This is a genomic window from Halomonas sp. 5021, from assembly GCF_036663435.1.
Taxonomy (GTDB): domain Bacteria; phylum Pseudomonadota; class Gammaproteobacteria; order Pseudomonadales; family Halomonadaceae; genus Vreelandella; species Vreelandella janggokensis.
In genome coordinates, this window is record NZ_JAXOVU010000004.1 from 1 (window position 1) to 19,630 (window position 19,630).

General features: G+C 54.6%; 23 protein-coding genes and 1 rRNA gene. 12 read left to right on the forward strand and 12 right to left on the reverse strand.

Annotation, left to right across the window (positions count from 1 at the left end; translation table 11 throughout):
* Positions 1-75: ribosomal RNA gene (rrf, locus tag R3F64_RS19405) — 5S ribosomal RNA — on the forward strand; the annotation flags it as partial.
* Positions 76-239: 164 nt separating this feature from the next.
* On the opposite strand, the gene R3F64_RS08530 is transcribed toward rrf, so the two are convergent.
* The 4 genes from R3F64_RS08530 to flgA form a co-directional block, all read right to left on the reverse strand.
* The gene (locus R3F64_RS08530; protein ID WP_309783079.1) at positions 240-980 is read right to left on the reverse strand and encodes an SDR family NAD(P)-dependent oxidoreductase; all 741 of its coding nucleotides are present in this window, start codon (positions 978-980) and stop codon (positions 240-242) included.
* 91 nt (positions 981-1,071) lie between these two features.
* Positions 1,072-1,521, reverse strand: a complete 450-nt coding sequence (locus R3F64_RS08535; protein ID WP_085917531.1) for a flagella synthesis protein FlgN — start codon at positions 1,519-1,521, stop codon at positions 1,072-1,074.
* 3 nt (positions 1,522-1,524) lie between these two features.
* Positions 1,525-1,800, reverse strand: coding sequence for a flagellar biosynthesis anti-sigma factor FlgM (gene flgM, locus R3F64_RS08540; protein WP_199284399.1), 276 nt, complete (start codon positions 1,798-1,800; stop codon positions 1,525-1,527).
* An 87-nt stretch (positions 1,801-1,887) separates the two neighbouring features.
* Positions 1,888-2,619 carry a flagellar basal body P-ring formation chaperone FlgA gene (gene flgA, locus R3F64_RS08545; RefSeq protein WP_332610923.1) on the reverse strand — a complete coding sequence of 244 codons (732 nt, stop codon included), beginning with the start codon at positions 2,617-2,619 and terminating at the stop codon, positions 1,888-1,890.
* Positions 2,620-2,803: 184 nt separating this feature from the next.
* On the opposite strand from flgA, the gene flgB reads away from it, so the two are divergent.
* The 11 genes from flgB to flgL all read left to right on the forward strand — a co-directional run bounded on the left by flgB (position 2,804) and on the right by flgL (position 13,571).
* Positions 2,804-3,238, forward strand: a complete 435-nt coding sequence (gene flgB / locus R3F64_RS08550; RefSeq protein WP_332610925.1) for a flagellar basal body rod protein FlgB — start codon at positions 2,804-2,806, stop codon at positions 3,236-3,238.
* A gap of 28 nt (positions 3,239-3,266) precedes the next feature.
* Positions 3,267-3,677 carry a flagellar basal body rod protein FlgC gene (gene flgC, locus R3F64_RS08555; protein ID WP_066318863.1) on the forward strand — a complete coding sequence of 137 codons (411 nt, stop codon included), beginning with the start codon at positions 3,267-3,269 and terminating at the stop codon, positions 3,675-3,677.
* 3 nt (positions 3,678-3,680) lie between these two features.
* Positions 3,681-4,370, forward strand: a complete 690-nt coding sequence (locus R3F64_RS08560) for a flagellar hook assembly protein FlgD (RefSeq protein ID WP_085917535.1) — start codon at positions 3,681-3,683, stop codon at positions 4,368-4,370.
* 36 nt (positions 4,371-4,406) lie between these two features.
* Positions 4,407-5,762 (forward strand): flagellar hook protein FlgE, encoded by a 1,356-nt coding sequence (gene flgE, locus R3F64_RS08565; protein ID WP_264825272.1) that lies wholly within the window; start codon positions 4,407-4,409, stop codon positions 5,760-5,762.
* A gap of 29 nt (positions 5,763-5,791) precedes the next feature.
* Positions 5,792-6,550: a flagellar basal body rod protein FlgF gene (locus R3F64_RS08570; RefSeq protein ID WP_085917537.1), complete on the forward strand. Its 759-nt coding sequence runs from the start codon at positions 5,792-5,794 to the stop codon at positions 6,548-6,550.
* Positions 6,551-6,580: 30 nt separating this feature from the next.
* Positions 6,581-7,363, forward strand: a complete 783-nt coding sequence (gene flgG, locus R3F64_RS08575; protein WP_332610931.1) for a flagellar basal-body rod protein FlgG — start codon at positions 6,581-6,583, stop codon at positions 7,361-7,363.
* 25 nt (positions 7,364-7,388) lie between these two features.
* Positions 7,389-8,078 carry a flagellar basal body L-ring protein FlgH gene (locus tag R3F64_RS08580; RefSeq protein ID WP_199284405.1) on the forward strand — a complete coding sequence of 230 codons (690 nt, stop codon included), beginning with the start codon at positions 7,389-7,391 and terminating at the stop codon, positions 8,076-8,078.
* A 95-nt stretch (positions 8,079-8,173) separates the two neighbouring features.
* Complete coding sequence (locus tag R3F64_RS08585; protein WP_176243626.1) at positions 8,174-9,250, forward strand: flagellar basal body P-ring protein FlgI; 1,077 nt, start codon at positions 8,174-8,176, stop codon at positions 9,248-9,250.
* Complete coding sequence (gene flgJ, locus R3F64_RS08590; protein WP_199284406.1) at positions 9,250-10,281, forward strand: flagellar assembly peptidoglycan hydrolase FlgJ; 1,032 nt, start codon at positions 9,250-9,252, stop codon at positions 10,279-10,281. Before R3F64_RS08585 ends, flgJ begins: the two co-directional genes overlap by 1 nt.
* Before the next feature lie 63 nt (positions 10,282-10,344).
* Complete coding sequence (gene flgK, locus R3F64_RS08595; protein WP_332610933.1) at positions 10,345-12,294, forward strand: flagellar hook-associated protein FlgK; 1,950 nt, start codon at positions 10,345-10,347, stop codon at positions 12,292-12,294.
* A 17-nt stretch (positions 12,295-12,311) separates the two neighbouring features.
* Positions 12,312-13,571, forward strand: coding sequence for a flagellar hook-associated protein FlgL (gene flgL, locus R3F64_RS08600; protein WP_332610935.1), 1,260 nt, complete (start codon positions 12,312-12,314; stop codon positions 13,569-13,571).
* Between the two features lie 108 nt (positions 13,572-13,679).
* Here flgL and fliR read toward each other — a convergent pair whose 3' ends face one another.
* The 8 genes from fliR to R3F64_RS08640 form a co-directional block, all read right to left on the reverse strand.
* The gene (gene fliR / locus R3F64_RS08605; RefSeq protein ID WP_332610937.1) at positions 13,680-14,471 is read right to left on the reverse strand and encodes a flagellar biosynthetic protein FliR; all 792 of its coding nucleotides are present in this window, start codon (positions 14,469-14,471) and stop codon (positions 13,680-13,682) included.
* A 4-nt stretch (positions 14,472-14,475) separates the two neighbouring features.
* A complete protein-coding gene (gene fliQ / locus R3F64_RS08610) occupies positions 14,476-14,745 on the reverse strand; it encodes a flagellar biosynthesis protein FliQ (RefSeq protein ID WP_066318890.1) in 270 nt (89 codons plus the stop codon).
* Between the two features lie 25 nt (positions 14,746-14,770).
* Positions 14,771-15,499 (reverse strand): flagellar type III secretion system pore protein FliP, encoded by a 729-nt coding sequence (fliP, locus tag R3F64_RS08615; protein WP_139839345.1) that lies wholly within the window; start codon positions 15,497-15,499, stop codon positions 14,771-14,773.
* 47 nt (positions 15,500-15,546) lie between these two features.
* Positions 15,547-15,924, reverse strand: coding sequence for a flagellar biosynthetic protein FliO (gene fliO / locus R3F64_RS08620; protein WP_325073203.1), 378 nt, complete (start codon positions 15,922-15,924; stop codon positions 15,547-15,549).
* Between the two features lie 71 nt (positions 15,925-15,995).
* Positions 15,996-16,535 carry a flagellar motor switch protein FliN gene (gene fliN, locus R3F64_RS08625; RefSeq protein WP_253026299.1) on the reverse strand — a complete coding sequence of 180 codons (540 nt, stop codon included), beginning with the start codon at positions 16,533-16,535 and terminating at the stop codon, positions 15,996-15,998.
* The gene (fliM, locus tag R3F64_RS08630; protein WP_085917549.1) at positions 16,532-17,587 is read right to left on the reverse strand and encodes a flagellar motor switch protein FliM; all 1,056 of its coding nucleotides are present in this window, start codon (positions 17,585-17,587) and stop codon (positions 16,532-16,534) included. The genes fliN and fliM overlap by 4 nt, the downstream gene beginning before the upstream one ends.
* Positions 17,588-17,608: 21 nt before the next feature.
* On the reverse strand, positions 17,609-18,085 hold the full coding sequence (fliL, locus tag R3F64_RS08635; protein ID WP_085917550.1) for a flagellar basal body-associated protein FliL: 477 nt from the start codon (positions 18,083-18,085) through the stop codon (positions 17,609-17,611).
* Between the two features lie 166 nt (positions 18,086-18,251).
* Complete coding sequence (locus R3F64_RS08640; protein WP_253026297.1) at positions 18,252-19,619, reverse strand: flagellar hook-length control protein FliK; 1,368 nt, start codon at positions 19,617-19,619, stop codon at positions 18,252-18,254.
* Positions 19,620-19,630: the final 11 nt, after the last annotated feature.

The following is a 19,630-nucleotide window of genomic DNA, read 5'->3' on the forward strand; positions in this document are numbered from 1 at the left end:
GAACTCAGCAGTGAAACCGCTTCGCGCCGATGGTAGTGTGGGGTCTCCCCATGCGAGAGTAGGTCATCGTCAGGCACTTATTTAACGAAGCCCCGGCCATTTGGTCGGGGCTTTGTTTTTAGGGATCTCCCCATGGAGAGTAGCGGAGAGCCGCCCCGGTCGTCAGGCACCTATACCGCAGAAACCCCCGAGCACATCGTGCTCGGGGGTTTTTGTTTGTGTGAAAGAAAAATAAACAATCACCATTCAATAGGTTCGCCAGCCCAGTCCCAGAAGCTGCCGGTGTCCTCAGGTGTGCGCTTGGCTATTACGCTGATCAATTGATCGGCAACAAAGGCAGGGTGAAATAACTTTTCGGAGGGAACACGCGCTTGAAAGGGCTTTGAAAGCGTTGTGTCGGTAGTGCCAGGGTGAAGGCATAACACGATAGATTGCTTGTTAAGACGTGAAAGCTCGACGGCAGCTGTTTTCATCAACATGTTGTGAGCCGCCTTGCTGGCTCGATAGCTATACCAGCCCCCGTAGCCATTATCTCCAATTGAACCTACACGAGCCGACAGGCTGGCGATGATCGAAGGATGCTTACCTTGTAAACACGGTTTTAGTGACGAGAGCAAAAGCGCTGGTGTCACTGCGTTAATGTGCATGACATGGGCTATGGTGTCTTCATTGAGCTGTTCAAGCCGTTTTTCAGGCTGGATACCACTTGCCTGGTCGTGAAGTATCCCCATCGCATTAAACAAAAGATGTATAGGTCGGCCATTCAGGTGCTGTGATAGGACTTCACGCCCAGATGATGTCGAGACATCAGCAACCACGGATTCCACGTCAGGGTGATTTGAATGAAAAGGTGCACGGCTAACCGCTATGAGACGCCCTATCTGGCTATTGCCTAGCAAGGTGTTAACGATGGCGTTGCCAATACCGCCATTGGCGCCGATAACGACAGCAGTAAACTTTTCGGGTAGGAAAGGAAGCATGCAGCTACTCCATAAGGGAACGTAATGTTACCTATTGAAGTATCTTGCAGAGGGGTTGTCTAGTTTTAGCAGCGCTTGATACAAGTATTGTTCAAGCTGAAGCATTGATGCGACCCGGTTGGGCTGAATTACGACCATCCGGGTTGTAAAGCGTCTTCTCAGCAATCTGCCGAATATAATCAAGCATCTTTTGATTATGCTTCATGCGAAGGGAAAGCATTTCACCTGTTAAAGCGTTCATGCGGGCGGCACGTTCGCTTTTTTCGAGCAAGCGGCTCCATGTGTCAGTGCAGCTAGCATCGCGAGCGGCAGCTTTGGCACCTTGAGCACCATCCTCGTACCCTAGGCGTTTTTGTACGCTACGCCGGAGGGTTTCAATACGCTCAAGCTCAGTGAGCAATTGCTGTTTTTGATGGGCAACGTCAGCCAGCGCATTGCCGTCGATGTCCCCCTGAGTTAGCAGAGTCTGCTCGTTGCCCAGCAGTGATATCAACGCATCAAGGCGCTGCTGCTGATCGGTCAACAAGCTGGCGAGGCTCATAAATTACTCCTGGGTTTCTCGAAGATTGGCAATCAAGCCATCAGCAATACGATCAGCCCGGATTTCCAGGCGTCCATCACGAATAGCATCACGAATGCTTTCAACCTTCGCGCTGTCGATATCATGCGATTCGTCGGCGCTCATCGTGCTGATGCGTGTTGAGCCCTCTGCTTCAGCACCTGACATGGTAGATGCTGAGTTCGCCGCCTTCTGGGTTTCATCACGCTGCTGGGCATGATTGGAGCGAAGTGGCTGATTATTGACGTTATCAATTTTCACGTTGTGTGCCTCATCGTCAACGTTTAGAGCGCGATGCGCGTGTTACGTGGACTATCGGCGTCGTTGGGTGAAACTTTAGCCATTTAATTAAAAATCGACCATCAGAGTTCCGCGCTCGACCACACGCGCGGACATCACTTCGCGAGAACCAAAGCGCACTCTGACTTCTTCGCCCATAGCGCCATTATTGAGAGCCTCCCCTTCGCGGGATACCCGAAAAGAATCTCCTTCAGCTATGACCTTAACCCGCTGGCCTCGTTCAACGAGAAGAGGCGCCTGAATAAAATGTGATTGAATCGTTGTCCCGCTAGCGATTGGTTGGCGGGCGACCTTACCCACGATGTCATCGGGTTGAGTGATAGCTCGTGAGGGTAAGTCGCCTAGATTGCCGGTTTTTTCGCCCAGCATGTCAGGAGTGATTTGACGGCCGCGTTCGATGTTGACAGCGGCAATCGTGTAACTGCCGATGACGTCGATTTCTGCCTGCAGATAGCGAACTTGCTGGCTATCGGTGCCGCAACGAACCCCCACGGAAACGCGTCCAAGTGGCGCCTCATTCGGGTTGGTCAAGAACGGGTCGGGGTTGTTGCAGGCGGAAAGGTGGGGAGAAGGGGGGCGCAGATTGATAACCACTTCGTTACCCAGCGCCTGTGTTTCTCTATAGAGGAACTGATGCACGCTTTCCATTAGCGCGTCATGCTTGGTATCTGACGCGTTGGCGAAAGGCAGGGCCGCCAATGCCGGCAGGCTGACCACAAGCAGACGATACACCCAACGTAGCAAAGGGATTGGTACAGAATTAAGCGACAATTGACGCATGGAGGCGGGTGCTCAACGAAAGAGGCAGATATAAGTTAACCATGATTCTAACGAAAAAGCCCGATGGTTATCACGAGAAATGCTGGGTGAAACGAAGGTTGTTTCATGCTTTAGGCTGACAGGCGTCGGCGTATTCTCCATCATCAACAAATCCTATTTTGCCTCTCAGTAAGCGAGGGTTGGCATGATCGACCAATTAGAAGCTTCTTTGAATTACCACCAGCAGGCGCTGGGGCTGCGTCAGGCGCGGCATGAAGTGCTTGCGGCGAATATTGCCAATGCCGATACCCCGAATTACAAAGCCAGGGATATCGACTTTGCCAGCGAATTGAAAAAAGCCGTTGACGGCGGTCAGCGTGCACAGGGCAATGATGGCGGGGGCCTGGCGTTGTCGCGGACCTCGGATCGTCATCTGGCCGGCGAAGGGCCTGCACGAAGGGCCGGTAATAATGCGGATCTGCTTTACCGGACCCCAAGCCAGCCCAGCCTGGACGGCAATACCGTTGAAATGGACCGTGAGCGTTCGCAATTCGCCGACAATGCAGTTCGCTATCAAGCAGCTCTCACGATAATGAATAGCCGGATTCAAGGGCTAAAAACGGCCATGCAGCCAGAATAAACTGGCCCGAACCGGTTAGGAGGTAGTTATGTCAATGTTTTCTGCGTTTGATATCGCAGGTTCCGCCATGAGTGCTCAGTCGCAGCGCATGAATGTCACCGCCAGCAACATGGCCAATGCCGATAGCGTGGCAGGTCCAGACGGCGAGACGTATCGGGCCAAGCAGGTCATGTTCGAATCCCAAGCCAATAATTCACGCTATGGCGTGGGGGGCGTGCGTGTCACTGAGGTCGTGGAGGATGATTCGCCACTACGGCTTGAGTACATGCCCAACCACCCCGCTGCAGACGAGGATGGCTACGTCGCCAAGCCCAATGTTGAACCGGTTCATGAGATGGTCAACATGATTTCAGCCTCACGCTCTTATCAAGCCAACGTCGAGGTCTTTAACACCAGTAAACAGATGATGATGCAAACACTCTCGCTGGGTGAAGGGTAAACCATGAATATCGATACAAGTGTACTTAGCAATGTCAACGGCGGTGGCTCTAGCGGAATGCCGGCCAGTCAGTCGGCGGAGCTGCGTGAGAGTTTCATGACCCTGCTGATTACCCAGTTGGAAAATCAGGACCCGATGAATCCGATGGAAAATGCGGAGATGACGTCCCAACTGGCTCAGATCAATACGGTCAGCGGCATTGAGGAGTTGAACGATACCCTCAGTGGCATTACCAAGCAGATGGATGCTTCTCAAATGTTACAAGCCTCCGGGTTAATCGGTAATGCCGTGCTGGTACCGGGTAACCAGGTAAAGGTCAACACTGATGAAGACGGCAACAGCTATGCCACCCCGTTTGGTATCGAGCTGGATAAGCCAGCGGATAATGTCGAGATTACCGTGACCAGTAATGCCGGTGAAGTCGTCTATACCAAGAACATTGAGGGTGTTAGTGCGGGCGTCGAGTCGTTCAGCTGGGGTGGCCTGAATAATGACGGAGCTGCCGTCGCTGAGGGGTCGTACAACGTCAGCTTTAAAGCGACCAATGCCGAAGGGGAAGCACTTGAATCCAAAGCGCTCAATTATGCGCTTGTTCAGGGTGTGACGCCCGCCGAATCGGGTGAAGAAGTTCGCCTTGACCTCGGTGCTGTATACGGCCAAGTGACACTTGATCAAGTCAAACAAATTCTCTGAACCATTACTTATTGATCGATTTAGCAGGGGACTATCATGAGTTTTTCACAAGCGTTAAGTGGCCTGAATGCCCAGCAAGACAAGCTGGGTGCCGTCGGAAATAATATCGCCAACTCTCAAACGGTCGGCTTCAAGAGCTCGAGCGTACAGTTCGCCGATGTGTACGCTGAGTCGCGCATTGGCCTGGGTACACGAACCTCTTCCGTGCTGCAGAATTTCAACCAGGGCAATATCGAATCATCGAACCGCAATATGGACCTGGCGATTGCTGGCGAAGGCTTCTTCCGCTTTCAGCAGCCCAACGGCGAAATCGGCTACTCGCGCAATGGCCAACTGACCATGACGGCCAACGGCGACCTGGTAAACGCCCAGGGCGCACAGATCATGGGTTACCCGGCGGATGATCAGGGCAATATCCAGGGCGGCGGTGACGTTGAAGCGCTTAGCGTTGATGCTGGAGATATTGCAGCAAGTGCCACCACTGAGCTGGATGTTTCCCTTAATCTGGATGCTGAAGAAGAAGTATTGGTAGATGCGGGTGGTAATCCCCCCTTTACTGTCTATAACACTCCAGGTGACACAACTTCGGGGATTGATGCGGACGCGACTGCGGCAAATATTGCTAACGGTTTGGATTCCAGCCAGTACTCTTATTCCACAAACGGGACCATTTTCGATTCGCAGGGTAATGCGCGAAACTTGACCATGTACTTCACTAAGACCGCTGCTAATGAGTGGCAGGTCGATGCCCGTATGTCAGGTGGACCGCAAGGAGCACCTAATTACGGCTTTACTGATGTTGCTGATACAGCCGACTTTGGCTTCACCTCAGATGGCCGATTGAATAACACCTTCACGCCTTTTGATCTTGATTTGAACGACGTTGGCGTTGCTGTTCTAGATGCCGATGGCAATGCGGCAACTAACGAATTTGACGGTAACGTCTTAAGTACTCAAACGATTGAAGTCGACTTTGCTAATACGACACAGTTTGCCAATAGTTCTACGATTAATGACTTGTCTCAGAATGGCTACACATCCGGCTCGCTGGTGGGTGTGACCATCGAAGATGACGGTTCGATCATGCGCAACTACTCCAACGAGGAATCGCGCGCGGCTGGCCAGGTTGCTCTGGTGAGTTTCCGTAATCCTGAAGGTTTGAGCCCCAATGGCGAAAATCTGTGGACCGCTACGGGCTCTTCCGGCCAGGAATTGGTGGGTGCGCCGGGCACTGGCCAGCGCGGTCTGATCGAACCTGGCGCAGTTGAGACCTCCAATGTGGACATGGCCGCCGAACTGGTCGACATGATTGTCGCCCAGCGTGCCTACCAGGCCAACTCTCAGACCATCAGTACGCAAGATGAGTTGCTGCAGACCATCATCAACCTGTAACGGCTGACGGAATTTAAGGGAGCAAGGTCGTGGATAGAATGCTGTATACCGCCATGAGCGGCGCCAAGCATACGATGGACCAGCAGTCGGTGGTGAGTAATAACCTGGCGAACGTTGCCACATCGGGTTTCCGCGCCCAACTGCAGGCTGCGCGCTCTGTGCCTGTGGAAGGTGACGCCTTGCTGCCTACCCGCACGTCTGCCGTGACCACCACACCAGGTACCGACTATTCTCAGGGGCCCGTTGATTTTACGGGCCGCACGCTTGACGTCGCCATGCAGGGGGATGCCTGGATGGCCGTGCAGGACGGCGAAGGCGTTGAAACCTATACGCGGCGTGGAGACCTCCAGGTCGACAACGACGGTATCTTGATGAGCGTTGGTCGGCCGGTGGTGGGTGACGGAGGCCCTATCGCGCTACCTCAGGGGGCGCAAATATCCATTGGTGCCGATGGCACCATCAGTGCGATTCCCCAGGGCGAGGGTCCAGAAGCCCTGGTGAATGTCGGTCGCATCAAGCTAGTGACGCCAGAAGAGGGTGAACTCACCCGCGGTGAAGACGGACTCTTCCGCGCCCCCCCGAATGAAGAAGGCGAGCCGGGGGCACTAGCAGCCGATGAAGACGCGACACTGGTCAGTGGCGCACTGGAAGGTAGTAACGTCAGCGCGGTTGACGCCATGGTGACAATGATTGACGCGGCGCGCCGCTACGATATGCAAATGAAAATGCTGAGCTCGGCGGACGAAAACGCACAGCGCGCCAACAGCATGTTATCGATTCAGGGCTGATAAACTGTTGTCAGCCAAGAGGGTTTTTTTATGATTTCGTCTTTGTGGACGGCCAAAACCGGTCTGGAATCTCAGCAAACCAAGCTGGATGTGATTTCCAATAACCTGGCCAACGTCAGCACCAATGGCTTCAAGCGCTCACGCCCGGTATTTGAAGATCTTCTATACCAAAATATGCGCCAGCCAGGTGCACAGAATAATGTACAGGATCGCCTGCCATCTGGTATGCAGGTCGGGACCGGTGTGCGTGCGGTCGCCACAGAGCGCTTGCACACTCAGGGTGGCCTGGAGCAAACCGAAAACTCCCGCGACCTGGCGATCAATGGGGATGGTTTCTTCCAGGTGCTTTTGCCCGATGGCAATACCGCTTATACGCGTGATGGCAGCTTTCAACTGAATGAAAATGGCCAGATGGTCACGGCCAATGGCTACCCCATTGAACCTGCGATTTTTATACCGGAAAACGCGCTCTCGGTGAATGTGGGCGAAGACGGTACGGTTAGCGTACGCCAGCCGGGGGACAACCAGGCCAATGAGATTGGGCAGATTAACGTCGCCACCTTCATTAACCCCGCTGGTCTGCAAAGCATGGGTGGCAATCTCTATCAGGAAACAGGTTCTTCCGGTGTGCCTAATCAGAATATGCCGGGCATGAACGGCGCTGGGCGCCTGTTTCAAGGTTACGTAGAGACGTCGAACGTCAATGTGGTCGAAGAAATGGTCAGCATGATCCAGACCCAGCGCGCTTACGAAATCAATAGCCAGGCCATTTCGACCAGCGATGAAATGTTGGCGCGTTTGGGTCAGCTGTAACGACGTTTACTGACAGGTTGGGTTCATGCTGGAACGACATTGTAGTTTGCGAAGCATTGCGCTGGCAGGGCTGGCGTTCTTTCTGCTGGTGGTCGCTGGCTGTGCTCAAATACCCAGGGCGTCGGTGGTGGGCGAACAGGAACAGATCAATATTGTCGATCGCCCCCCGCCGGTTCCCAATGGCTCTATCTACCAGGCGCGGCGGGGGTACCAGCCGTTATTTGAAGACCGCCGCCCAAGGTCCGTTGGCGATATTCTGACCATTATTCTTGATGAAGAGGTCAGTGCCAGCAAAAACTCGGCGTCCAATGCCGATCGCGATGGCAGTGCGAGTCTGGAGTTTGGTGCACTACCGGATGCCCTGGAAACACTGGCCGAGTATGGTTTTGAGGTTGATGGTGAAAGCGACTTTTCAGGCGGAGGAGGCTCTCAGGCCAATAACTCATTCACCGGCACCATCACTGTCTCGGTACTGGAAGTCATGAACAACGGTAACTTGCGCGTACGCGGTGAGAAACAGATTGCCATCAATCAGGGTACCGAGTTTATTCGCTTCTCGGGTGTGGTGAACCCTCGTACCGTCAGCGGGCAAAATACCGTTCCTTCTACCCAGGTCGCCGACGCGCGGATTGAGTATGTGGGGGATGGTTACATTAACGAAGCGCAACACATGGGCTGGCTGCAGCGCTTCTTCCTCAACGTTTCGCCTTTCTAATCGCGCCTGACACGACGGTCGACAATATGCGGGTCAATCACATGCAACGTATAACGCCTCACGCGCTGGGAAAACGGATCTGGCAACTTGGTATCATGGGGCTGGTTTGCCTACTGGCCATGCCTGTTCAAGCAGAGCGTATTCGCGAACTGGCGAGCTTCGCCGGTGTGCGGGATAACCAGCTTGTAGGTTACGGGTTAGTGGTGGGGCTGGACAACACTGGTGACCAGACGACCCAGGCACCGTTTACCAGCCAGAGTTTGACCAACATGCTGTCGCAATTGGGCGTGACGGTCCCTTCTGGCACCAACTTACAGCTGCGTAACGTTGCCGCAGTGATGGTGACAGCCGACCTGCCGCCGTTTTCCCGACCGGGTCAGCGGCTGGATGTCGTGGTTTCGTCCATAGCCAACGCGCGGAGTCTACGCGGCGGCACCCTTTTGATGACGCCAATGAAAGGCGCCGATGGCGATACCTATGCCATTGCCCAAGGGAATATGCTGGTTGGCGGTGCAGGGGCACAAGCCGGAGGGAGTAGCGTACAGATCAACCAGCAGGCAACGGGCAGAATTCCCAACGGCGGTCTGGTCGAGCAGGAAGTGCCGCTCAATTTGGGTAGCAATGGCGGTATGCTGGAGCTACAGCTGGATGACGCTGATTTTGGCACCGTCCAGCGCATGGTAACCGCCATCAACAACGAATTTGGTCGGTCGGTCGCCTACGGCCGCAATGGTCGGGTGATCGCCCTAGACGGCCCAGTCGACGATAACGAGCGCGTCAACTTTATGGCCCGGGTTGAGAACGTGAATGTGACCCCGATGGAGGCGCCTGCGCGTGTCGTCCTCAATGCGCGGACCGGCTCGGTGGTCATGAACAGCGCGGTCACGCTGCGTCAAGCGGCTGTCGCCCACGGCAATCTCTCGATCATGATCGATACCCAGTTTGGCGTCAGCCAGCCCAATCCCTTCGGCGAAGGGGAAACAGCGGTGGTGCCCGATACCGATATCGACATTGAGCAGCAGGAAGCCTTCCTGCAGGTGGTCGAGGGGGCAGACCTGAATGAAGTTGTCAACGCACTCAATGCCCTCGGCGCCACCCCTCAGGACTTGATGTCGATTCTTGAAGCATTAAGGGCCTCGGGATCGCTACGTGCAGAGCTGGAGATCATCTGATGAATGCCACTGATATGAGCAGTCAATTTGCGCTTGATGTACAAGGCTTTCAGCGGATGCAGCACACGGCGAAGATGGATCCGGAAGCTGGCGTACAGTCAGCCGCTCAACAGTTTGAAGCGTTATTCGTGCAGATGATGATGAAAAGCATGCGCGATGCGATCCCGACGTCTGGCCTGATGGACAGTAGTGCGACCGATAGCTACCAAAAGATGCTGGACCAGCAATGGTCACAGGTGATTGCTTCACGAGGCGTTGGACTTGCGGATGCACTTGTTCAGCAGTTGGAGCGGGAAGGCCTGGTAGCTAAAGGGGGAGGAACATCCTCCACCAGTGATCAACAAATGCAGGCATTGATCGCGGGTATTCCAAGAGGTACGCCTCGGGTTCTGGACAGCCCGCTTAATCCTGGTGACGAGCGCGTTCCCGAAGCGAGCTCGGAAAGTCACTTCTTGGCTGAGTTGGATGCTGTACGTCAGGGCCAGAGAGGGGAAGTAGCCCCTGTGCAGCCCGAGGCCCAGCGTCAAGCAACAGGGCAATTGCCCCACGTTGATCAGTTTATGAGCACATTGGCCCCTTCAGCTCAAGCCGCTAGCCGTACCACTGGGGTTCCCGCTGAATTGATCCTGGCCCAAGCCGCGCTGGAAACAGGCTGGGGACAGCATGAAATTGCCACTCAGAATGGCAGGAATAGTCATAACGTCTTTGGCATCAAGGCTGGCGGGCATTGGGATGGCGACACAACGGATGTTGTGACGCATGAATACATAGATGGGCGTCGCCAGAAAATTGTTGATACCTTCCGTGTTTATGATTCCTATGAGCATGCGTTTACCGACTATGCCAACCTGATTGGCAACAACCCTCGCTACGCGGGCGTGACACAGGCGCCGTCAGCCGAACTGGCGGCGCGTGAGTTGCAGCGTGGCGGTTATGCAACGGACCCCCGCTATGCTGAAAAGCTGGTGAGCGTGATGGACACCCTGGGGCCAATGCCGGATGCCGGTGACTTCCTGGCGGATTCACGTTAGATCATCATTCAAGTTTTGTACCGCGCTGCCGATCATAGAAATATCGGCTAAAGGAATCGAACCATGAGCATGTTTTCTGTTGGGCTAAGCGGCTTGAACGCGGCGCAAAACGCGCTGAACACGACCAGCAACAATATCAGCAACGTGTACACCCCTGGTTACAACCGTGAAATCACCAAACTGGGTGAGAGCAGCGCGGGGATATCAGGTGTTCAGGTCAACGATATCGAACGCCAGTTCAATCAGTACGTGGCGGAACAGCTCAACAGTGCCAAAACCCAGTCGAGTGCGTTGGAGACCTATTACAATCAGGTCAGCCAGATCGATAATCTGCTGGCCGACCGCGAGGCGGGTCTATCCCCGTTGATGCAGGACTTCTTCTCGGCGATGGAAGATCTGGCCAGCGCGCCGTCTGATCCGGCGGCTCGACAAGGGGTGCTAGGTAACGCTGAAACGTTAAGCGCCCAGTTCCGCTCGTTCGATAGCTACTTGCAGGACATGCAGACCAATATCAACAGTCAACTGAAAGACGAAGTTACCCAGATCAATAACACCACCGAGCAAGTGGCCGGCCTCAATAAAGAGATTGCCCTTGCCCGGGCTCGTACGGGGGAAGCTCCCAACAGCCTTCTCAACCAGCGGGATAAGCTCGTCTCCGACCTTAACGAGCGAATGGACCTGCGCCTGAATATTCAGGATGGCAAGACCTACAACGTCAGCTTACCCAATGGTCAGCCATTGGTTACCGGCACCAATTCTTTTCAACTGGAAACCATGGAAGCTGACTACGATCCGCAGCGGACCGTGATCGGTTACCGCGACGGTGGCGGCAACCTGACCCAGCTGGATGAAGCCACTGTTTCCGGCGGTTCTCTTGGTGGTTTGATGACCTTCCGTGAAGAAGCGCTCGACAAGACTCAAAACCAGATTGGCCAGCTGGCTGCTTCGCTTTCCATGGCCGTCAACGATCAGCATCGTCAAGGGGTTGATCTTAACGGCGACCAGGGCGGGGATTTATTCAAGATTCGTTCGCCCCAGGGCTACGGGTACGAAAGCAACAGCGACCCTGACCTGCTGTCATCGGCAGATTTTGACCTGCAGACGGTCGACAGGCTGCGTGCCACGGATTATACCGTTTCGTTTGACGCAAGCCTCGAGCCTGTCGTGACGCGAAACGACAACGGCCAAGTGCTGGATAGCGCTGATCCTGACAGTCCCACCTATGTGGATCAATCCAATTGGGATGCTACCACCGGTTCGGGTGAAATTACCTTTGGTGGCGTGACGCTTTCGTTTAACAGCGGGACACCTGTCGCCGAGGGTGATCAGTTTGAAATCCAACCAGTACGCCGTGCCGGTGCTGGTATGGAAGCCAATATCAGCGATCTTGACAAGATTGCGGCGGGCAGCTTCGCCGAGTTTGAAGGTGATTTGGATGTAGGCGATATCAGCATGGCCGACGATGCCTTATCGGTTGAAGATGGCTACTCCTTCGACGTTGACGATACAGGTACCGTCAGTGGTACTGCACCAGCGACAGCGACGCTGACTGTTAATGGCGAGGCTTTCAATCCAGGGGCTGACACCTTGACCGAAGGAGACCGCATCGAGATTGATGGGGTTGCGTTCACGATTAACCAGCTGCCCGAGACAGGCGAAACCGCAACATTCGCGATTAGCTTAAGCGACGCCAATACCGGTGATAATCGCAATGCCTTGGCCATGCAGGACCTGCAAAGCCAGAATGTCGTTGGTGGAAGCGCTACGGTGAGTGGGGCTTATGGCTCGATGGTCAGCGATGTGGGTAATCGTACCAATATTACCGAGGTGAACCTGGATGCACGGCAAGGGCTTACCGATCAGTTAACCGCGGTGCAGCAGTCCGAATCAGGGGTCAACCTGGATGAGGAAGCCGCCAACTTGATCCGCTATCAGCAGTTCTATCAGGCCAACGCCCGCGTTATTGACACGGCCGGCACGATAATGGACACCATTCTGAATCTACGCGGTTAATTCGAGGATAGACAGTCATGCGTATTAGCAGCGTTACCATGTTTGACCAAAGCACGGCGTCAATGAATCGCCAGCAAAGCGATTTTTTGAAAGTCAGTCAGCAGATTGCAAGTGGTCGTCGCGTCGTGAATCCTTCCGACGACCCTCAGGCAGCCTCGCGCGCCGTTGGTGTTGACCAGGCCAAGGCGGTCACCGAGCAATACGCCGATTCCCGAACCTCAGCGCGTAACTCGCTTGCCCAGACGGAAAGCATTCTGAACAGCGTCAGCGACGCCGTGACCAGCGCCAAGACGTTGCTGATCCAGGCATCCAGCGACACGCTCAGCAACGTCGACCGCGATTCGATCGCCAGCGAGCTAAAAGGCGTCTACGAAACCATGCTGGGCCAGGCCAATGCCACCGACGGTAACGGGCGCTATCTGTTTGGCGGCTATAATGATAGCAACCCGCCATTTGTCAAAAATGCCGATGGCAATGTGGAATATAAAGGTGACAGCAATACGCGTGAACAGCGCGTCGATGCATCACGCCTGATGCCGGTCACTGAAAATGGTGAATCAATTTTCAAAAGCGTACCCAGCAGTGCAGGCTACGTGGCTGAAGCGGATAGCGATAATGCTGGCAATGTGACGTTTGGCGGTCCACAGGTCAGCGATGTCAATGACGACGGCTATGGTGATAGCTATCGCATTCAGTTCGATGAGGATGCTGGGAACAACCCTACTTATAGCATTGAGACCTATGACGAGGGCAGCGAAAACTGGGTTGCCTACGATCCCGATAATAATGGTGATTTTACCGATCAAGCCTACATTCCAGGTATGAATGTTTCTTTCGGCGGGGTAAATGTTGACCTGGAAGGCGAGCCAGCGGTGGGGGATGAAATCCTGGTAGCCCAGGCGGGTAGCGATCAACGCGAAGCGAACCTGTTCCGCACCATGGAAGAAGCGATTCGTGTGCTTGAAAACCCCGTTCAGGACGACGCGGACAAGGCTGATCTGCGCAACACGCTCAATACCTCGATGCGTGACCTGGACAATGCGCTGGATAACGTTCTAACCGTGCGCGCATCAGCAGGCGCACGCCTCAACGAGCTCGATGTGATTGACGCGGTGGGCAATAACCGTAGCCTCAACTATGAACAGACATTGTCTGATCTGGTCGACCTCGACTATAACGAAGCAATCTCTGAATATAGTTTACGCCAGGTAGGCCTGCAGGCTTCTCAAAAAGCCTTTGTTGATGTGAAGGGTATGTCGCTGTTTGACTACCTGTAACGTAAACCCGGAAAATTGAGCGACAGAAATTCTGTTGACGTTAATTAAAAGCCCTTTGTCATTGATGGCAAGGGGCTTTTTGCATGGTGCGAGCCGTTTATTAAAAGTTCAAGATAACGGTGCGAGGGTGTCGATCAAACCCTGCATGAAGTCGATCCCCTGGCTGAAAATACGTTGTAAAAAGCGCTCAAGATCCGTCATCAGCACCATCATCAGCAGGAGTCCTACCGTCAATGACGTCGGGAAACCGATATTGAACACCGTCAATTGCGGAGCGGATCGGTTCAGAATTCCCAGCGCCAGATTAATGACCAGCAGTGAGCCGACCAGTGGCAGGGCCAGCAGCATCCCTGAGGCAAATATGGTGCCCGCGTAGCGGGCCATTAGTTCGAAGGCGTTGGGATTAAGCGTGCCGATGCCTATGGGCAGACTCTGAAAGCTCATCACCAGCGTTTCCAGCACCATCAGATGGCCATTCAGAGCAAGAAACATCAACAGCGTGACCATATATAAAATCCGCGATAAGACCATGATGTTGGTACCACTGGCGGCATCAAAAAAGCTAGCGAATGCCAACCCCATCTGCAGGCCGATAAATTCCCCGGCGGCTTGAACCACGGCGAATACAATGTGCATGACCAAGCCGATAGCGATGCCAATGAGGATTTGCTCGACCATGATGCCGGCGCCAGACCAGGACATCAGCGGTACGTCTGGCATGGGAGGGAGGATCGGAGCGATCACCACCGCAACGACCGCCGCGAGGCCTACCTTGGCCTGGTTGGGTACACTGGAATGACCCCACAGAGGTGAAGCCGCCATGAAGGCGGTAATGCGGGCAAACGGCCAGATAAACGCCACCAGCCATGCCTGTAGCTGGGCAAAGGTGACCTCAACCATTGGCTTACATCACCATGCTGGGAATATTGGTGAATAAGCGATGGGTAAAATCGGTGATCAGCCCAAGAAGCCATGGGCCCGCCAGCACCAGGACGGCAAAAACCGCCAGAATTTTGGGGATGAACGTCAGCGTCATCTCATTGATTTGCGTCGCGGCTTGAAAAAGGCTGATGATCAAGCCGGTAAATAGGGCAGCAAGCAACATGGGGCCTGCGAGAAACAGCGTTACTCGCATGCCTTGATACGCAATCGTCATGACCATTTCAGGGGTCATTCGGCCTCCATCGTCGTAATGACGGCTATATCATGTAGAAGCTTTCAGCCAACGATCCGACAATCAGCTGCCAGCCATCGACCAGAACAAATAGCATCAGCTTGAATGGCAACGAAATGGTGATCGGCGGAACCATCATCATGCCCAGTGCCATCAACGTACTCGCCACGACCAGATCGATAATCAAGAAAGGAATAAAAATCGTAAAGCCGATTTGAAAAGCGGTTTTAAGCTCGCTGGTAACAAATGCCGGCAGTAAAACGCGCATTGGCAAATCGTCAGGTCCCTGCATAGGGCCGACGTCCGCCAGGCGAACGAAGAGGGCCAAGTCGGGCTCGCGGGTCTGGGCCAGCATGAACTCACGAAACGGCACCTGCGCAAGGCGCAAAAACTCTTCAAAGTTGATGGTTTCTTCGCTTAACGGCACCCAGGCAGTGTCATAGACCTGGGCCAACACCGGCGACATGATGAAAAACGTCAAGAACAGCGCGATGCCCAGTAGTACTTGGTTGGGTGGTGTCGCCTGGGTGCCCATGGCCGTGCGCAGCAAGCTCAGCACAATGATGATGCGCGTAAAGCTGGTCATCATGAGCAGCATGGAGGGCAGAAACGCCAGCGAACTTAGAAATAACAGCGTTTGTAGAGAAACCGACCACTGCTGGCCGCCATCTTCAAGCGGCTGGGTCGTGATACCGGGCAGCTCTTGCGCATAACCGATGACCGGCAAGAGGCACAGCAGTAAGCCAATAACAATGAGCCACCGCCACCGCTGATAATGCGGCTGACGCAAGGTTTCAATCCTCATGGGGTTCGGTCTGTATCAGAGGTCGGTGAGGGCGTTTGGCCGCGGCGCTTTTGGGTCACATTGTGTGCAAGTGCCTGGGCAAATCGCTTGGCAAAGCTAGATGGTGCCTGAGGTGTCTCAGCTGGCGGTGTGGCTGGTGCCGGTCGCTCGTGTAGTTTGTTAATTCGCCCACTACCGACGCCTAACACCAACCACGTATCCTCAACCTGCACGATGACCACGCGTTCACGATTACCTACAGCAATACTGCTAATCAGCTGAAGCTGTCCGCCAGCGCGTTTGGCATTGCCGAGGCGCTTGAGCAATGCAGTGCACAGCAAAATGATCGCAATGACCAGCGCCAGCGCCGCGGCTGTCTTGCCCAGCATGGCCATGCCAATCAAGGAATCTCCACCGCTACTTAGTGCGTCGAGCGACCCATTTTGTATTGAAGCGGCTTCACTGCTCATCGGTTCAGTTTGTGAATGCGCTCAGACGGCGTAATGATTTCGGTGATACGGATGCCATACTTGTCTTCGATAACAACGACTTCCCCTTGAGCCACCAGATAGCCGTTAATCAGGATATCCATGGGCTCACCGGCGAGCCCGTCGAGTTCGATCACCGACCCTTGCGCCAGTTCAAGCAGCTGTTTGATGGTCAGCTTCGTACGCCCCAGCTCAACGGTCAGCTTGACTGGAATATCCATGATCATTTCGAGATCGCGCGAAGGCGTGGCGCCACCTTCCTGGGTCAGCGGACGAAAAACATCGTCGCTGGCCGCCTTGGCTTCGCTTGCGGGCACTTCATCGGCTGCGCTTTCTTCTTCTGCTGAGGCTTCTTCTTCGACGGCTTGCTGTTCTGCCATCGCCGCTGCCCAGGGATCTTCATCCTCCCCGTCAGCGGCCTCGGATGAGGCAGCGGTTTCTTCCTGCTCCTGTTCCGACATGGCAGATGCCCAGTCGTCGTCAGAGATGTTCTGATCGGGTTTCTTAGGATCCGTCATGCTTTAGATTCCTTGGCTTTCTGTCGCGTCGACCCTTTGGCAAAGTCGTTGGACGGTACATTGTTCATGGCGGCGTGATCAATCAAGCGCTTGACACGCAAGGCACGCTGCTGACGCTGGCTACCGTACTCGCACTCCATCACGGGTACGCCATCAACGTTGGCGGTAACCGTAGAGGGAATTTCCAACGGCAGTACGTCGCCTTTCTTGAGTCCCATGACATGGGAAATACGGCTGGGTATTTGTGCAAACTCAGCCACTAACTCGATTTCCGACTCGCGTAACTCACTTGCCATCCGGCGCGACCAGGTGCCGTCCTGATCGTGGTTACTATCGTTGATCGGGTTCGCCAGAAGATCGCGTAGCGGTTCGATCATGGCGTAAGGCATGCAGACCTGAAAATTGCTCGACAGGTTGCCCACCTCGATATTGAATTTCGTGTTCACCACGATTTCATTGGGTGAGTTGGTAATGTTGGCAAATTTTGACTGTACTTCCGAGCGCAAGAAACTGATGTCCAGCGGATAAACGACTTTCCAGGCTTCTTGATAGGCATCAATGGCCAAGCCTAGCAGTCGGTGGATGATACGCTGCTCGGTATTGGTAAACTCGCGCCCGTCCGATTTTGTGACAAAGCGTCCGTCGCCGCCAAACAGGTTATCGACCACCATGAAAACCAAATTAGGCGGAAATACGATCAGGCCAGAGCCACGTAGCGGGCGCATCGAGACGATGTTCAGGTTGGTTGGCACGGGCACATTGCGCGAAAAATCGCTAAAGCTCTGGTAACGAACCGATTCAACCGTTATGTCAGCGCTGCGCCGGAGCAAGTTGAATAAGCCGGTACGGAAGTAACGTGCAAAGCGCTCATTAATGAAGTCCAGAGCATGCAGTCGCTCGCGAATAACGCGATGCTGCGTGGATGGATCGTAAGGCCGTATCCTTGATTCATCCTGCGACTGGGCCGAGGAAGCTGATGACTCGTCATCACCACTGACCCCTTTCAGCAGGGCGTCAATTTCTTCCTGGGACAGTAGATCGTCCTGCGACATGAACGGCTCCAGTTCCCGAAATTATTGCACAATGAATTCAGTAAACAGCACTTCACGCAGCTCAGGCGGTGGCTGGTTCTCGTCGAAAGGCTCGCTCAGCCTTTCATTGATGGCGGCGGCTAGTTGCTGCTTGCCTTCTGAGGATGTCAACTGGCCGGCCTCCTGACCCGATAATACCGTCAGTAACCGACTGCGTACCTGTGGCATATGGGTTTCCAGTAACTCCCGGGTAGCTTCATCTTCCACGCGAAGCGTAATGCCCGCATATAACAAGCGTGTACCATGACGATCATCAGCCAGATTAACGGTGAAGGGCTCGATGGTCAGAAATACCGGTGGCTTTGACTCTACAACCTCCTCGGAGGGGGCTTCCGGATTATCATCATCACGCTCATCCAGCACCATATAAATGGCGGCTGCTGCACCGGCAGAGGAGAGCAGTACTAAAATGATCATGACCCAAAGTAGTTTTTTTGGTCCGCCGCTTGATTCAGCCATTGGTCGTTCCCGTAATCTCCATGCGTGGCGTTAACGTGGCATTATGCCTAAAGCGCATGCTAGTGATGAAATGAACAGGCTCGCTTGGCAAGCCTATCTTTTGGCTTAGCTTCCAAGTGCCATTTGAGTGGTCACGGAAGACGTGTTGTCCTGGCGAATTATCCGGTTAAGCGTACAGATCAACCCTGCCATCCATTGTGATGGGCGCATTAAGGGTAGTTGGTGCCAAGCCGCTACCTTCCTCGCCCCCTTCAGTGCCAGGTTGACCACCCGGGCTAGCCTGCTGCTGTGCAAAACCCTGCTCGCTTGATTCGCGCTGCTCGCCAACCGAGGTTTCGCCAAGCGAAATACCCTGCTCGGCCAGCGCCTCACGCAACTGGGGGATGGCCTGCTCGATGACCTGGCGAACCTGAGCGTGGCTGGATAAAAAGTGTGCCTGGGCGCCTTGTTCGCCAAACTTCAAGGAGATGGAGAGGGCGCCCAACTCGGCGGGATGTAGTTGCATTTGCACAAGCTGGTCTCCCCCTCGCTGGGCGAACTGGACGAGCTGCTGACCTAGTTGCTGCGGCCAGGCGGGGCTGGTCACCGGGGTGTTGACCGCGGCAGGTGCCGGGTTGGCAGCGCTACCCAGGCTGTTCGTCGGTGTTGGCTGAACGCTAGTCGCTTGTGCGGACGCCTGTCCGCTGGATTGCGCGGCGTTATTCGACGACAGGGTGTTGAGCAGTGTTTCCGAGGACGTTGTGGGCAGAACCAGATTGGCTTTGACAGCTCCGTCAGCCGCGCGTCCTGAGGTGTCGAGCGCATTCACCCAGGTTTCCGGACCTTGACGAGAGGCTGACCGTGCGTCGACCTGGCTTAATAGGCTCTCCGCTCGCGAGCCCTTGCTCGCGTCAGCCGTTTGAGGCGAAGTACCTAGTGACTGTGCGATATCGCTCAGTCCTCGCGATGCACCGGATGGCCGGGTATTGGCTGTCTGGCCCTGAGAAGCAGAAAAGGCGCTGAGCAGGCTCACCAATTGCTCTGCTTCACCTTCCTCAATGCCTAGCTGTTCGGCAAGCTCAGTGGCGGTGGGTGCCGCTCCATTGTTGCCCGGGAGCTGTTGGGACTCGCTGGCGGTATTACTGAAGTTTGCCATTAGCGCGAGGCGCTGGGCAATTTCATCAAGTGTGGCGTTATCCAGGCTCTCGGAAGCATCAAGGCGGGTCATTTCCTCAGGCATTGACTCGCCACCGTCCGAGGCAAAGCGTGCCACCAGTGCCTCCAGGGCCTCAGGGCTAATATCTAAACCAAGTGATTCCAGCCAGGCCGACAGCGATGTTGCCTCTGTAGGCTGACCATTATCCATCGGGCTATTGCCTGCCTGGTTTAAGGGGGAGGTAACCTGTGCACTGGCAAGGCGTTGATGAGGCGAAGCAGACGCCTGGGAAAGCGCTTGCTGAAAAAATCCACGCGCACTGTCAGCTGTTGTCGCGTTGCCTTGCTGGCTGCTGGTCGCTTGACCTTGCGTCGTTGATAGCAACTGGTGAATATTCATGCTCAGTTCCC